At 60.8% G+C, this 15,316-nt stretch carries 7 protein-coding genes and 3 pseudogenes; 6 read left to right on the top strand and 4 right to left on the bottom strand.

The features are described from left to right. Positions 1 to 136: 136 nt before the first annotated feature. The gene (locus VHL31_RS19175; RefSeq protein ID WP_329662849.1) at positions 137 to 742 is read left to right on the top strand and encodes a hypothetical protein; all 606 of its coding nucleotides are present in this window, start codon (positions 137 to 139) and stop codon (positions 740 to 742) included. Between the two features lie 373 nt (positions 743 to 1,115). Here VHL31_RS19175 and VHL31_RS19170 read toward each other — a convergent pair whose 3' ends face one another. Further along, positions 1,116 to 5,501 carry a multicopper oxidase domain-containing protein gene (locus VHL31_RS19170; protein ID WP_329662848.1) on the bottom strand — a complete coding sequence of 1,462 codons (4,386 nt, stop codon included), beginning with the start codon at positions 5,499 to 5,501 and terminating at the stop codon, positions 1,116 to 1,118. A 338-nt stretch (positions 5,502 to 5,839) separates the two neighbouring features. Here VHL31_RS19170 and VHL31_RS19165 point away from each other — a divergent pair. Continuing rightward, positions 5,840 to 6,974: pseudogene (locus VHL31_RS19165) on the top strand (IS5 family transposase). A 145-nt stretch (positions 6,975 to 7,119) separates the two neighbouring features. Continuing rightward, positions 7,120 to 7,422: a hypothetical protein gene (locus tag VHL31_RS19160; protein WP_329662847.1), complete on the top strand. Its 303-nt coding sequence runs from the start codon at positions 7,120 to 7,122 to the stop codon at positions 7,420 to 7,422. 808 nt (positions 7,423 to 8,230) lie between these two features. Here VHL31_RS19160 and VHL31_RS19155 read toward each other — a convergent pair. Beyond that, positions 8,231 to 10,489: a S8 family serine peptidase gene (locus VHL31_RS19155; protein ID WP_329662846.1), complete on the bottom strand. Its 2,259-nt coding sequence runs from the start codon at positions 10,487 to 10,489 to the stop codon at positions 8,231 to 8,233. Positions 10,490 to 10,790: 301 nt separating this feature from the next. Between VHL31_RS19155 and VHL31_RS19150 the strand changes: the two are divergent. After that, positions 10,791 to 11,533, top strand: a pseudogene (locus tag VHL31_RS19150) (integrase core domain-containing protein); the annotation flags it as partial. Positions 11,534 to 11,839: 306 nt separating this feature from the next. Here the strand turns inward: VHL31_RS19150 and VHL31_RS19145 are convergent. Continuing rightward, positions 11,840 to 12,043 carry a hypothetical protein gene (locus tag VHL31_RS19145; protein WP_329662845.1) on the bottom strand — a complete coding sequence of 68 codons (204 nt, stop codon included), beginning with the start codon at positions 12,041 to 12,043 and terminating at the stop codon, positions 11,840 to 11,842. A 739-nt stretch (positions 12,044 to 12,782) separates the two neighbouring features. On the opposite strand from VHL31_RS19145, the gene VHL31_RS19140 reads away from it, so the two are divergent. Beyond that, the gene (locus VHL31_RS19140) at positions 12,783 to 14,261 is read left to right on the top strand and encodes a peroxidase family protein (RefSeq protein ID WP_329662844.1); all 1,479 of its coding nucleotides are present in this window, start codon (positions 12,783 to 12,785) and stop codon (positions 14,259 to 14,261) included. Between the two features lie 42 nt (positions 14,262 to 14,303). After that, positions 14,304 to 14,675: a hypothetical protein gene (locus VHL31_RS19135; protein WP_329662843.1), complete on the top strand. Its 372-nt coding sequence runs from the start codon at positions 14,304 to 14,306 to the stop codon at positions 14,673 to 14,675. Between the two features lie 6 nt (positions 14,676 to 14,681). On the opposite strand, the pseudogene VHL31_RS19130 reads toward VHL31_RS19135, so the two are convergent. Continuing rightward, positions 14,682 to 15,253, bottom strand: a pseudogene (locus tag VHL31_RS19130) (IS5 family transposase); the annotation flags it as partial. Between the last annotated feature and the right edge of the window lie 63 nt (positions 15,254 to 15,316).

Below are 15,316 nucleotides of genomic sequence, written 5' to 3'. Positions count from 1 at the left end.
TTGGCGGCAACATCACGTCGCTGCACAGAAGTTGACACATCTATGACAGCAACGGCCGCCGAGGCCTGTGGCATGCCAACGGCTGAGTAGCAGCCGGGGCCTTTTGCTTTCAAATCTTGTGAAAAGGAATCGTGTCATGATGAGTCCTGTTAAGAACGTGATTCGGCTGCGCAAGAACCAGCGAAATATTCGATTGGGCCAGATTGGGACTGACCTGTGGTCGGTCAGGATTAACTTTTTCGATTGTCTTGACCGTACCTCGCGCGAAGTGCTGCCGATCATCCGCCCGATGTTCAAGCAGCTTGAAACATATACCGAGCTATGCAGGTATGACCGCTATTCGTTCGACGCCTTCGGCCTCTACCGAGGCGACGTGACCCGGCTGTTTCCGAAGGAAGACAAGGACGGCTATCCTTGCCATGGCTTGGGCGCGCTGTTGCCGTGCGATGGATCGGTCGTGACGGACTATACCTTCGACGACCTTCCTTACGTTTCAATCTCGACCAATCCGGTGCAGCGGTTCGCGCTGACGAAGAGGCCGTTGCCGGGCAGCCCTATGGAACTGCGCGACATCACGCAGGCACTAGACTGGCTGGCAGCCATGATCCGCCCACGAGCGATGCTCTTGGACATGACCATCGAAGCCGCGAATGACGAGGCCATCGAGCAGTTCTATCAATGGGAGCGGGCCAAGGTGGCTGCCGTTGCTGAGCGACATGCTCGGAACCTTCCTCTCCGCTGACCCGACCTTGGCGGTCCAGCCAGTAGGCGGTCGCCAAGGTCGCTGCCGCAGGTGTGGGCAGCAGGTCCAAATGTGGTGGAGCACCTTGGCCAGCCGGCATTGGGCGATTGGCGGGATCGGTCTCGGCGGACGGCCCTGTCTTTCCCCCTCGCTGAGACGAAGGTTCTGAGACAAGCAGAGCGCGATCATGGTCATAAGCGTCTGGCACTGATGCCTTGTCCAGCAGTGGTCCTGGCCGAGATCCTCCTTTGGTTGCTGGCGCGCCTGCTCGCAGATGTTCATGGTGCTGCTGGCCTTTCTCGATAGCTGCATGTTCTGACGGGTTAGCCTTGTCACCTATTCGAACATGCCTTCGCAGTACGGAGCGGTAGGGTTACGTCTCCTGGCCGGGATCCTTGTCAGCCGACCCGGATGGAACAGATGGCCGGACCGTTACCTCGATGGTGACAGGCGAACCTGGATCAGCCTGGGCGACGACATGCAGCTCGTCAGCCACTACCTCGTGTGGATGAGAAGAAGCGGTCGTTGCTTCCTTGTCCCGTACGGCGACGGGCACCCCGGAACTTCCGTCCTCCCTCACTCGCAGCACCCCCCACATCCCCTGCGGTACGTCCCACCTCAGCACGCCGCTTCGGTAGGCGTGGTCTCCCTGGAACTCGGGCATGAACGTGAGTGTCCTCACCGTGCCGCAGGTGACGGCCGACTCGGACGAGACCATGGCCCGACCGTTTGCTGGAGGATCGAAACGATGCTCTTCCCATGCCACGCCATGGATCGTGAAGCTGTGGTGTCGCGGCTTGTCACAGGCACCCACGAGGTGGAGCTTCACGGACGCACCGCTCGCCACCTGCCATACCGGCGTCGCAGGATCGGGCCTCAGGCGGGTGTAAGGATGTCCTTGGGGATCGAAGACGGGCCCTATCGGCTCGCTGCGGTAGTTGAACCCCTTCTGCCCCTGATCCTCCTTTTCTCCCTCCCCGGGCTCTTCCTGAGGTGGGTCAGGCAGCGGATATCCGACGCCACCATCCGGTCCGCTTGTGAAGAGCCGCAAGCCGTCCTGCATCAGCAGCACCATGTGCTCTTCCCGATGGTCACCGCTCTCTCTTGAGGCGCCGCCATGCCCCTCTACAACCGTCACGCGGGCACCGTGCCAGACCGGTCTGTCGAGCGAACTCGCAGTCGTGCTTCCGGCCTCGACCGGAAACGGAGTCGCATCCTCCGGCAGAACGACCAGGGCTCCAATCAGCCCATGGTGACGATGGTTCCGGAAGTCTGCCATGTCCTGCAGGAGCACTGGCCCGAGTGGCTCGCTCTTTTCTTGACCCTCGTTCGTCCCGCAGATCCCGGGACGGGAGGTGTCCCAATAGTATGTCCGTGTACTCCCGGGCGGCACCGTCTGTGGAGGATTCGCTCCCGCATTCGTGCCGTCACTCGTCAGGATGTCGTACCGAAGCAGATCAGCATGCATGGATACGTGCATGGAGACCTGACGCTTGGGCCTCTCCACCGGCACCTCCGGTGCATGTGGCTCGGGCTTCAGCGTCTCCCCCGGATCGAGGCCATTATGCAGTTCCACCACGACCTGCTCGCCCTCCCTGCACCACAGGACGAGCGGCTCATGCACCTCGCCGGCAGGCGATCCCGCCGGCACCCACTCCCCATCCGGGTCCTTCACTTCCGTCAGGCGGTAGACGAGCCCGAACGGGTCGACGATGTCCGTGGGCCGGTATGACAGCGACTGCCGCTCGGCCGTGACCCTGAACTCCCGCCTCGTCTCCGGCATGGGCGGAACGGTAATCTCCGAACACGGGTCCTGGTCGCAGGTGGGCAGATCGAGGCACTCTTCCTCCTGTGGCCTCGGCAAGGCACGGATCAGTCCCCAGCAACCGAGCCAGAGGTCGTCGGCGCTCGACAGCTTGTACATGTAGTCGCCCGGGCCGAACGGAATCTCGTTGATGAAGGTGAACGCCTCCGAGATCCCGAGCGACTGCTGGTTGCGGATCGCGGAGTCCATCTGCGCCCTGAATCGCCGCCAGCGTAGCCCGTGGATCTGGAAGCTGTGCTGTTCCTCGTGAGAGCCCTGGAGGATGCGGATCCAGATCGGATCGTCCGCATAGGTTCTGAAGATCGTGGTGTCCGGATCACCGTGCACCCGCGAACTGAACCAGTACGCCGGGTCCCCCGGCCGCTCCCGGACAGGCGCGCTGCGGTAGTTGAGTCCCATGACGCCCTGGTCACCATGCCCACCTGGGACCGCCGGTGGGTTGAGGGGCTCACCCCTGCGATTCCACATCGGGATGAAGTCACCGATACCGATGCAGAACTCCCGGAACCACATCCGTCTCTGGGGATCCGTCTCGTCCCCCTTGTCGTCCTCGTGGCGCACGATCATCGCCTGGACACCGCTGACGATTTCCCGTCCCGGCTCGATCGGGTGAAGGAAATGCGAGCCGGCGGGCTCGACGAGCAGGGCACCGAACAGACCGTGCTTCTGACGGTGGTTGGCGAACAGGTGGTCGTGGAAGAAGATCGTGCCGAACTCCTGGTCGGCCCACCAGCGATACACCATCCTCCTGCCGTGGCGGGCACCACTGATGTAGTTCCAGCCGGTAGCTGCACCATCCGCGCAGATGGGGTCGAACTTGACCATGTGGACATGGGCGGCGCACTCCCCCTCCCATGGCAGGGCGCGGCAAGGTGGAAAGGCATGGTCGAACGCGGTCTCGCGAATCGTTGTTGGCGTAGCATTCCGCAGCGTCACGTTGACGATCTGTCCGTGCCTGGCGCGGAAGAATAGCGGCTCCACGGAGCCGGACCGTGTCGCCGGATCGCCGTCCGCCTCCAGGTAGTAGAGATGGCCGTGGATGTCGTGCCAGCCATGGCTGTTGTAGACGATGTCCTGCATGGCCACGACCATGTCGTGGGCGACCTCTCGGACGACGTTCCGCCTGAACTTCCTGTGATCCTCATCGCGGCCGGGATAGGGAGGATCATCCGTGGGGTCGTAGATAGCCGCCTGCTGCTTGTTCAGGGGATTGCGCGTGAAGAGTTCGCCGGGCACGGGCCGCTCGTTGAACGCCCTTCGCTCCAGGTCGGTCGGGATCGGGCGGTAGTCGAAGTCGGCCGGCATGTCCGCCGCGAGCAGCGAGGTCACGTTGGGCGGAGGTGCGTACTCGGCTTGATGGAGTTCCTCCTCCGTGAACTCCCGGTCCGGCCATGGCGGCCGCGGTGACTTCTGCGCCAGCTTGCCCGGGATATAGAGCGGATAGCCCGGACGCTCCGGAGTCGGCTCCGGCGGGAGCACGCGGCCCGGCAGGGGAAGAAGCTTCTCGATGAGCGTACCGTCCGGGTAGAGGCCGATCCGCCGCCCGGCATACACAGGATCGTCCGAATACAGATGCGCGCCGGGACGACCGTGCTGGCGTGTCTCGAAGGTGCGGAACATCCCCCACATGCCCTCATGGAAATGCGGGTACAGGTGGCAGTGCCAGATCACGTCTCCCGCCACCTGATGCCGATTGCCCGCACCCCAGACCGGCTCGATGGTGTGCCCCGTCTGTGGGCTGACGGAGATGGCGTCGATCCTGGGTGACTGTCGATTGCCAGCGACGGCATGCCATTCGTACAGGTGCAGATGGAAGACGTGCGTCTCCTTGACGGCAGCATGGACGAAGCGGATCCGTACAGGGTCGCCAATATAGGCCTTGAGGATCGGGGTCACCGGGTCGCCGAACATCCAGGAGCTGTGGTGCTGCTCCTCGTTCAGGACGGGACGCTCCAGCCCGTGGCCGGAGCGCAGCAGCCTCCAGAGTCGCCGCTCACGGTTGATCATCGGTTCGGCGCGGTACGAGATGGGCATGATCGGGAGGTCGTCGTGGCCACCATGCTGGCCGCCTCCATGATCGCCATGGCCGGGCCGTCCGTTATGCTGGCCGTGGTCACAGAGGCTGGCTTCCAGATGACCATGGGCGGGCAGGAACTCTGGTTCGTCGTGGAAGAAGATGACGAACTCGCGATGGGGGGTGTTCCCAAAGTCGAAGTATGGTTCCGGATCGGGCCACACGTGATTTTCCAGCGTCGTCTCCGAGCGTCCAGGCTCGTGTCGATCCGCATCCTTGGGCAGGACGTCGACATAGAGACCGTCCAGCTGGCGGGGTTGTCCGCCGCTGTGGGAGAGAAAGCCTGTCACCGGGTCACGCCAGATCGTGCCCTCGGGCTCCACGATCAGCGCGCCGAACAATCCATGGACGTTGGTGCCATCCTCGCCGCCCGAGTAGTTCCCAGCGTCGTGGAACGGAAAAACTCCTTCGTGTCGGCAGTGCCAGTCGTACGTGCGAGATTCCCCATAAGCAACGAGGCTGGAACCGTTGTTGCCCACCTGGGAGCCGTCATGTTCTTTGACGTCATAGCCGTCGGCGACAAGGTGAATGCCGATGTCGCGGTGCCTGATGTCGTTGTGCAGCTTGACCCTGACACGCTCGCCCTTGCGAGCACGCAGCACGAGTGGCCGGACGAGTGGATGCGGTTGCCGCGCCTGCGCTGGCGTGCGCGGCAGCTCGACGTGGATCTTCTTGGCTCGCTCTTCCGCCGCCTTTTGCCACTTCTCAGGCCGGTCGTCGTCGTTACGTGGCGGCTCGGAACGTGCCAAGGCCTTGATGTACTTGAGGATAGGGACGTTCGCCGTGAGCGCGAACATCATCCCGTCATGGTCGTGGTCACCGTCACGGTTGTAGTAGATCGTGAGGGATAGTGCCGTCACGTCGTAGTCGATGTGTAGCTCCGAATCATGAAGCGCCGAGGTATCTTGTGCGGGAGAACTTTCTATTCCTGTCATGCCGGCCTTCCCTGCATGATCGGTCTTGACCAGCAATACGTCTGCCGTACAGCACAGCGTCAGCACCGACCAATGGTGAAGATTATTAGATCAAGGCTAAACTGGTCGTCAGTGCAGATCTGCACAGATTTCAATGAAGACGATATATATCACGACGTCGTTGAACAGCAGAACTTCCGGCGAGGCATGTGGGCGCCTCTAAAACCTGCTCGTGCATGGCCGGCATCGGTGGTGGGCTGAGGCCAGCCAGGTAGGAGGCGGGCATGGCGGGTCAGGCTGGTTTCTTCGACGTCGAGGAGCGTTTGGCCGGCCTGTCGAGGAAGGGCGATGATCTCGAACGCCTGGCTGCCGTGGTGGACTTCGAGCTGTTCCGGTCAGAGCTGGAGGCGGCGGTGCCGCGAGCGGATCGGTCGAAGGGGGGCAGGCCACCGTTCGACCATGTCCTGATGTTCAAGGTGTTGGTCCTGCAGACCCAGAACAACCTGAGCGATGAGCGCACGGAGTTCTACCTGCGTGACCGGCTCACCTGGATCCGCTTTCTCGGCCTTGGCCACGGCGATCCGGTACCTGATGCGAACACGATCTGGACCTTCCGCCAACAGCTGACGAAGGCGGGTGCCACCCTGCGGCTGTTCGATCTGTTCGATCGGCAGCTGCGCGAAGCCGGCTATCTCGCCATGTCTGGTCAGCTTGTCGATGCCAGCATCATTCCTGCACCTAAACAGCGGAACACCAAGACGGAGAAGCAGGCGATCAAGGAGGAGCGCGTTCCCGAGGCGTGGCAGGCCGAGCCGGCGAAGCTACGGCAGAAGGACCGCGATGCCTCGCCCGCCAAGGTCTCCTGGCCTTGGCACCTTCGGTGTTGGATGATCCGTCTGCTGACGGATCATGGACGGTCAAGTACACCAAGGCCAAGCCGCAGGAGGATGGGCGGAAGCAGGTCGACCTGGCGATCCCCGCCTTCGGCTACCAGAACCATATCAGCACCGACCGGCGGCATCGCCTGATCCGGCGATGGCTCGTTACCGATGCTGCCGCGCATGAGGGAAGTCGCCTGGGTGACTTGCTCGATCCGAGCAACACATCAGCGGTCGTCTGGGCCGACAGCGGCTACCGGTCGAAGAAGAACGAGGCACTGCTATCTCAGCGCATGCTGGTGAGTCGCATCCATCGCAAGAAGGTGCCGCACCGGCCCATGCCGAAACACACCGCGAGGGCCAACGCCAAGAAGTCGGCCGCGCACATATCGAGCACGTGTTCGCCGAGCAGAAGGCCAGGATGGGCCTGTTCGTCCGCACCATCGGCATTGCCAGGGCGACAACCAAGATCGGGCTCGCCAACCTCCTCTACAATATGCGCCGACTGATCTGGCTCGAGCGGCAGACCGTGCTTGGCTGAATGGCGCCAGCAGAACCTGTAGGCATACGGCTGAGCAGCCCGAAGGCAGTATCCTGTCAACGCAGAGCCGCGGTCGTCGTCACCTCGCCGTACGAGGCGGCCCGGCCCCGCGCGTTGGCCGGTAAATGGAGGTGTCCAGCTGGTCGTGGACGGGCAGACCACGTCCCAGGTCGACCTGACCTTGCTCCGGCTGATCAGCAAGGCGCGGCGGCTGCACGATCGGCTGCTGCAGGGAGATGGTACCACCATCGCCACGCTGGCCAGGACGGAGGGCGTCACCGGCTCCTACCTGACCCGGCTCCTCCGCCTGACCTTCCTGTCACCGAAGATCGTCACCGCCATCGTGGAAGGGCGCCAGCCGGCCGGGCTCAGCGCCACCAGGCTCATGCAGTTGCGCTCGGTGCCACTCGACTGGCACGAACAGTACCAGCTCCTGGGCCTGGTCTGAGCGCAAGCATCCAGACCATCCGTTACACCAGCCAGTTCAGGAAGGCCGACGGCAGCTGTCAGGTATGCCAGGCACCGTGGCATATGATACTGCAACACCGGCCAACGGAGACGCCCACAGGTGGCGACCACAGCGCGAACCTGGAGCGTCTCTGCTGACCACTGTCCACGACCGCAAACCTGCTAACTCAGCGGAAAGTGGGACAGTTTCAGGGGTACTAGCAGAAGAATAAGATTTAATGAAAACATAGTTTAGTGCTGGCGGTGCAGGCAGTCATGAGTGAACTCGGCTTCGCTCTGATGATGCCGGCTTTTCCCTGTTTGACGTGAAAATACGGGGAAGATCGACGATTCTCACCACCTAGGCTTCCTTCGGGCCCACAATTACCTCAGCCGATCAACCCATAGTCGTGGCAGTTCCCTGTATGATCAAACAGGGAATCCTGCAGAAGGGACAGGGAGCTTCAAGCGCAGATCAGGGATCTGCGGCGCTTTTCTGGATGCAGTTCACACTGAACCTGCCGATCCGGCCGAACACCAAGCCGCTAAGCAAAAGTTGAGCATGTTGCTGTACGCGCGCAACATTAGCTTGGATTACACGACATAAGGAGAAGATTAGCCCTGCCACGACTTGCACTCTCTGCTTGCGAATAGCAGTATTTCAGTAGCTAACTTAACAATCAGAACTGGATCAGCCAATTGCCGAATCGGCAAGCCCTCATCAGCAGCTAAGAATCTTCCTTGGAAGTATAGCTGTAGAACTTGGCAAGATTACATTTTCTGCACTGCAATGAATTTGATGATTGCCATCAGAACCATTGCCATTGATCTGGATGATTCAGCACCACATCATTGCTCAAGTCGAAATTTTTGATGTTTAAAAGGTCAGCAATGATCTTCCAGCCGCCCTCGGTGGCACCGTTAGTGTCGACCACCAAACGTGTGGTGGTGCCAACGGCTCCAGACTGCACCAGTGCGGGGCGCCCTGAAGCACTCATCAGGTCGAACAACGGACCCAGATCGATCCGATCCTCACCTGGCATGAAGTCCAGGATCAGGTCGATCGGACCATCGAGCGCACCTTCTCCCAGCCGGAACACATCGGCGCCAGAACCGCCCCGCAGTCGATCTTCACCGGCACCACCATCGAGTAGATCCGCCTGAGCAGCCCCGACCAGCGTGTCGTTGCCGGCACCCCCGAACAGCCGGTTGTTCCCAAGGCCTCCTTCCAGGCGATCATTACCAGCCTCGCCGCGCAGATCATCGTTGCCGGCTTGGCCAATGAGCCGGTCGGCGCCAAACGAGCCCAGCAAGAGGTCGCCGCCGTCACCGCCGTGCAGAGTATCATGGCCTCGACCGCCCCAAAGGCGGTTGGCCAGCTGGTTGCCGGTGATCAGGTCGTCTGCTTCGGAGCCGGCGGCATGCTCGAACAGGCCGTCCAGCTGCACCCGGACGCCGTCGATGGTGGAGACGGCTTTGGGCCGAAGATCGATCACCGCATTGGTCCAGGTGGCCGCTGCGTTGAGCGTGTCGGCCTGATCGGTTGCCACCAACGTGGTAGTCCCGGTGAGCCGGGATAACTCGTCGGTCAGAAAATGCGTCTTGCCACCCAGATCATGATGGCCAGCCACCTGGATCGAGCCGGCGAAGTCGCTAAGGTGGAGCCCGTCGTTCCAGCTATCCTCGATCTCGATCCGCCAAGTGCCAAAGCTGTCTTCACCCATGAACCGGTTGATCGAGAACGTGCCGGAGAACCGGCCGCTGGGTACTGGTGCCGTGATTTGCTCGCTCGACCAAGCGATTGTGCTCCCATCGAACAAGGTGGCGACCGTGCCTGAGGGTGAGACCAGCAATACTCGAACGGTCGTCCAGTCCGGATGCTGAAAGCTGATTCGGACCGTGACGTCCTCGAGCGTCAGTTGGGCTTGGCTCATGACGATCTTGGCGTGCACCCCGGAGTCCGGTCCGCCGCCTGGACCGGAAAAGGTGCTGATGGTCTGGATCTGATCGGCAAAGCCCCGGCCCGGCTCGTGCCAGGCTTCGGCCAGCCGCATCGCAGCTCTCGCGTCCAGGATGCCAAAACCAACATCACGGTCGAAGCCCAGCCCGCCGCCATTCCAGATATCCGCGCCGTTGCGCTCGAACCAGAGCCCCTGACCGTCGTTGACGCCACTATCCGTGGTGCGCATGCCGTGTTGCGCCGAGACCGCCAGGATCTCGCGGATGTCGCGGATCCCGAGCAGTGGGTTGGCCTGCAACATCAAGGCGATGACGCCGCTGACCTGTGGTGCGGAGAAGCTGGTCCCGTCGTGCTGGGCAAAGCCTGCTAGACCTTGGCTGGTGTCGGCTCCTGGCACGTTTGAGGCAATGCCGCTTATCAGCAGGCTCTCACCGGAGGTGGCGAAGTACAGCTCATCACCCGTACGCTCGACCCCGCCCACGACGATCGCATAGCGCTGGTTGGTAAGCTCCGACAGGTTGGTGTCCATGCCAACATGCCCCTCGTTGCCCGAGGAGAGGACAATCGCGCCGCCCAGGCCGCCACGCGCCTCGGTGGCAAACTCCTGGAGGATCGGCACGCTGCTGCTCGTGACAAAGGTACTGCCAAAGCTGCCGTTGACCACCGCTACCTTGGATCGAAGTGCATGATCCAAGGCGGCTTCGACTTGTGGTGCGCCACGCTCAAGCGCAACACGGTAGCCGATCAGATCGACGCCGCGCGCCACGCCGGATCCACCGAGCCCGTTGGCACCACCAGCAAGAACACTTGCGACAGTGGTTCCATGACTATTTGTAGGATCAAGATCGGTAGCGTCGGCATCGCCATCGGCGACATCAACATCGAGCTCGGCACGATAAGCTCTCGCCAGATCCACATGCTGACGAATGAACCCACTGTCGATCACCCCGACACGTACGCCACGGCCGTTATACTCATCGACCACCTCGTCAACCTGCAGGCCACGCCAGGGAGAAAAGGGCGAACCATGATCCAGAGGATCAAGAACCCCGCGGCTGGTCGCCATAGCGGTAGGAGCAAGCTGTGAGTCGTCGTCCGCAGAAGTCATGCGATCAGCCCCCTGGAATGGCTCGGATTGCTCAACTAAGCAGCCTTGCAAACTCGGCGAGGCTTCAGAGCGACTCATTAGCTATCTAGTAGATGGCAATCTTCCAACGTAGCATTGGCTTGTCAACACAAACGAAGATTAAGAAGTTACTTTCGTTTAGGACTGCATTGTGTGAGATGTAATGCGCCTTGCAGCCGAAAGAGTAGACCCCTGCCGTGAGATGACCTCGGCTAAGGTTCCGAACCCGATCAGCACAAGAATGCGATAACGGCGGCAAGGGCGAAGGCTGAGGCGAAGTCATGAGCGGGGGCTGGCCTTGGAGCAGTAGAGCGCCGACCACGTGATCGAGCTGTCACCGGAGCAGGTCGCCTTCCTGGAGAAGCTCAATCCCTGCTTCAAGGAGCGCCACGTCGAGAGCGAGCGGCCGGGCCAGTTGCTCTCGGCCGACACCTTCCCTTGGCGATCTTGAGGATCGCCATCCGCTCACGGAATGGATCGACAGCTCTGCTGTCGATGGTCGGCGTCCTGAAGGGCATCGGTTGTGTCTACCTGCACGCGGTAGTCGATACCTACGGCTCCTACGCTTTCGGCTTCCTGCACGTCTCCAAGCAGCCCGAGGCGGCGGTGGCGGTGCTGCACAATGACGTCCTGCCGTTCTACGCCAAGCTGGGCCTGCCGGTGTCAGCCGTGCTGACGGACAACGGGCGGGAGTTCTGCGGGACCGAGCGGCATCCTTATGAACTGTACCTGGCGCTGGGCGACATCGAGCATCGCAAGACCAAGGTCCGCACGCCGCGCACCCCTGTCAGCTCTGCTGACATCCCTCCGGGGGATCGGGCTCCGCCCGATGGCTTTGTCGAGCGCTTCAACGGCACCGTGCTGGAGGAGTTCTTCCGGCCGGCGATGCACCAAAAGCTGTTCGAGAGTGTCGAGGCGCTACAGATCGATCTCGATGCCCGGCTGTACCATTACAACCACGAGCGGCCGCACCTGGGCTACCGCAACCAGGGCAGACGACCGTGGGAGACCGTCGAGACGTTCGTCAGAAGGAGGTTAAGAGGACACTTCATGGCATCCATCCGTCTCAGGGTTCAGATCGCTCGAAAGTTCGCCTATTGGCCGGACCAGTTGCCAGAGTTAGGACCATCTACCACTCGTGAAACTGCCCGAGGTGGTGTTCCTTGATAAGATATGGCGCTAGAGGAACCTATTGTTTGTAATGCATAGGTCGGGTGTTTGGGTCACCGAGGCATCACCAGCTTCTTCAAGTACTTGTGGCACATCTTGGTTCATGTCGCCACCGTACCTGTCACACCTTGCTGAAGAGGGGATGGGCAACCTTTCTGAACTTCAGGCCCTAGCATCTTCCTGTCGAGGAACGCCGCAGCGCCAGCGCCGAACCTGCCACTCCGGATGCTGCCGCTGCCATCGCGCCGCCTCCATCTGGCCAAAAAGGCTGCAGGTCAGCAACGAAACGTCCTGAGCGTCATAGGTAAGTCTGACTTCCTTGCACTCGCCCGTCAATAAGCAGGCCACGATCAGTAATTCGATCATGCTTACTCTCCGAGAATAAATACCTCGACAGATCGAAAGGCATCGCATCTCGCTGGTCCGGATGGACCGGCGCATCTCACGCTGACATACGTCGCTGCAGAAAAGCAGCATCGTGCCGACCATCTGCCAAGACATGCGAAGGGCGTAGCCGGCGGCAGTGCTGGCTCGTTGTTCTACTCACCGCGTTTGCAGCACTTCCCTGTGGTGAAGTAAAAGGCAGGACACCGGCTTGTCCTCGAGAATACCAGGCTGCTCCATAGGCTAGTCGAACACGTACCGACCTTACCTTATTGCCACTGGAGCAGCCCAGACCCGGAATGCAATCGTGGTTCAAGCATATGTTGAAAAAGGAGGGCGCCGGTTCAGTAGAAAGTAACACTTCCCCAGTGCCCTGAGCCCCATGTTCCAGAATACCAAATACTGTCCAGTATAAGACAGTCTAAATTCTGTATAGCAACAGGACTGTCAGGCCCTGCATCTAGGAGCAATGAGATCGACCAGTGAGAGGTTAGGGCTACATCCATCGACAAAGCGACAGGGTGGCGCTCGCGTCTCCTCGGCCCGGTTCCCGCAGTCTTGCCAGGCTTCTGGCCTTCACATTCACCGCGTGTTCAGGACTAGCAAGGCGGTCGGAAATGAGCGTTCGCTCAGCATGAAATGCGTAGAACAGCAATTCACGCTGCATTCACGCAGGTCGGTTCATAAACATGCCATGCCTAAAGTGTCAGCGGGGTGACCGATGACAGATCATTTGGATGGACAGACTGCAAAGCCGGCGAGCAATGTCTTTGGACATGTGAGCCAGGATCAGCTCAAGAAGATCGCTTTAGAGCGAACATCCTCTGCCGATCCCAGGGGTCCGCTTCAGGTCCCGTCGGTACCGGCAGGATACACCTACTTCGGGCAATTGCTCGCCCATGACCTCTCCGTTCGACTAGCGGGGGTGCGTAGCCAACACGGCCGCGAAGGCTTCTTCACGTTGCGTGGAAGCTCAGCCGCGCTGGAACTGGAGACGCTCTATGGTCAAGGCGTCCCTCAGGAAGGCTTGTTCATCAGGCATCCTCAGACGCAGACATTGTGCAAGTTCGACGTGGATGCAGACGACATCGCCAGGACGCCTGTTCAGGACGGCCCATTGGTGCCCGTATTGGCCGACCCGCGCAACGACGACAATTGGGTGTTGGCCCAACTTACCTTCCTGTTCATGACCATGCACAACAAGATCGTTGACGCCTTTGTTCGCGTCGGCGGGATGAGTGACGACCTCCTTTTGCCGAACGCCCGGCATGTGATGGTGGCCATCTTCCGTCAGGTGATTTTTGTCGACTACCTCAAGCGGCTCCTGGATCCACCGATCTACACCATGTTGATGGATACGCAGTCGGTTCCCCTGAGCCAGTCGCTTCCTCCACCTCTCAAGCCGCACGTTGCCAACATCACCCAGTCGAACTGGTGGATCGAACTGCCCCTAGTCTGCGGTCGTATCGGCCATGCCATGGTACGCGGCGCTTATACACTCAACGAGAAGCTCGACGAGCCGGCTCTGTTGTTGACGCTCATGCGCGACCAGACCGACGATGCCTCCATGCCCTGGCCGCCCGACCTTCAACCCAGAAAGGTCAACTGGCGGTTCTTCTTCGAGGTCGACCCAAAGAACCCGCCGCAAGCCGCGCGCCCGATCACGCCGTTCATCTACCATACACTCGCCAAGCGAAAGGTCGGACGTGGCGGCGACAGCCTGAGCGATGCTGATCTCACCTTGAGCTGTACCTATCCCTCAGGCCAGGACTGCGCACGACACCTCAACCAACTCCTGACTGAGTGGGGATTTGCCGATCTCGCCTTCGAAGTTCTGGAGGGTCAGCGCATGCGACCAGCAGCCTATCAGCCCGAACGGTTTCGTCAGATCATCAGGTGGCTGGACAGGGTCGTTGAAGAAGATGCACAGTTCTGCCGGATTACACCGCTCGGCTATTATCTTCTCCAGGAGGCTGCCGTTCATGGGGATGGCGCAAAGTTGGGCCGCTTAGGCTCCTTCATCCTAGCGCATGGCTTGCATGACCTTCGAATTGACCCCAAGGTCATGCGAGATCTGGCCTTTATGGAGCGCCAGTCACTTGTCACCCTGGCGGATTTCATCAGGCTGTTCGATCAAGAGCAGCCAGATCATGACATTCTGCGGCTGGCCTCTAGTCTGAAGCACATCACGTGGCACTAGCTGCGCTGCATTTTGATGGCCACAAGAACAGGAGCGTTGAACATGGCCAAGTTGGAGATCACCCAACTCGCGGAATTGGGCAGGCTCATCAAGGAGCATGCACTGGAGGAAAACGGTTGCACGCGGCAGGAGTTAGAGCGCGACGCAAAGACTATTCTGGCCGATACGCTAGAGTTTCCTGACAGGGCGCACCGAATCAAGGTCGTTCCAGATGACGATGCCGGCGAAACGTGCATGGTCTTGCCGAGAAAGGAAGACCTCGCGAGAACGCTGGCTCACATCAGGTCCCAACCTGTTTCCATACCCCCCTATTATGAGGAGATCGTGCGGCTGCTCAAAAGTGATGATCCCGAAGAGCGGGTCAGGGGCTACTGCATGCGGCTGGCCGACTATCTCCTGTCGCGTTGCCGCTAGGGTCCGTTAGCTCCTGAGCCAGTCGAGTGCGGCGGCGAGGCAGAGGACGCCCATGAAGGAGCAGGCGGTCTTCTCGTGGCGAGTAGCAATGGCGCGCCACTCCTTGAGCCTGGCCCACAAGCGCTCCACCCGGTTGCGATTGTTGTAGATCCAGGACGGGCAGGCGACCGGTGCCTCATGCCGCTGCGGTGGTATCGCCGGTCGTGCGCCCAGGTTCCAGATGTGCTCGCGGAAGGCATGGCTGGTATAGCCGCGATCTGCCACGACCCAGCGTGGCATGCCCGGCAGACGGGCAAGCAGGCCGATTGCCTGCGGCAGTTCGTAGGCCTGTCCGGGTGCCAAGCTGAAGGCGATGGCGCGGCCAGAGCCATCCGCGATCACGCAGGCTTTCGTTCCATAGCCACCACGAGATCGGCCAAGAGCCTCACCCTCAGCGCATCGGGTTCCGCTGCCCCTTTTTGAGGGGCATCGGCCGCCTTCTGGTGCGCCCGGATGTTCGTGCCGTCCAGGAAGGTCATTCCCAGCTGCACGCCACGCTCCTGCGCCATCGTCAGCAGCCGTTCCCAGTCTCCCGGCCTACAGTTCTTTGAGACACCGCATTGCAGGTAGAGGACTGCAAGGAGGTGGAGGATGGACGAGGA

Origin of the sequence: Geminicoccus sp. (assembly GCF_036263595.1) — a bacterium.
Taxonomy (GTDB): domain Bacteria; phylum Pseudomonadota; class Alphaproteobacteria; order Geminicoccales; family Geminicoccaceae; genus Geminicoccus.
The sequence above is the reverse complement of the archived record's forward strand: the minus strand, read 5'-3'. Positions and strand labels throughout refer to the sequence as shown.

What these genes read in the sequence shown, in the direction of transcription:
- VHL31_RS19135 (WP_329662843.1), top strand. Translation starts at nt 14,304, where the DNA reads ATGGCCAAGTTGGAGATCACCCAACTCGCGGAATTGGGCAGGCTCATC.
- VHL31_RS19140 (WP_329662844.1), top strand. Translation starts at nt 12,783, where the DNA reads ATGACAGATCATTTGGATGGACAGACTGCAAAGCCGGCGAGCAATGTC.
- VHL31_RS19145 (WP_329662845.1), bottom strand. Translation starts at nt 12,043, where the DNA reads ATGATCGAATTACTGATCGTGGCCTGCTTATTGACGGGCGAGTGCAAG.
- VHL31_RS19155 (WP_329662846.1), bottom strand. Translation starts at nt 10,489, where the DNA reads ATGACTTCTGCGGACGACGACTCACAGCTTGCTCCTACCGCTATGGCG.
- VHL31_RS19175 (WP_329662849.1), top strand. Translation starts at nt 137, where the DNA reads ATGATGAGTCCTGTTAAGAACGTGATTCGGCTGCGCAAGAACCAGCGA.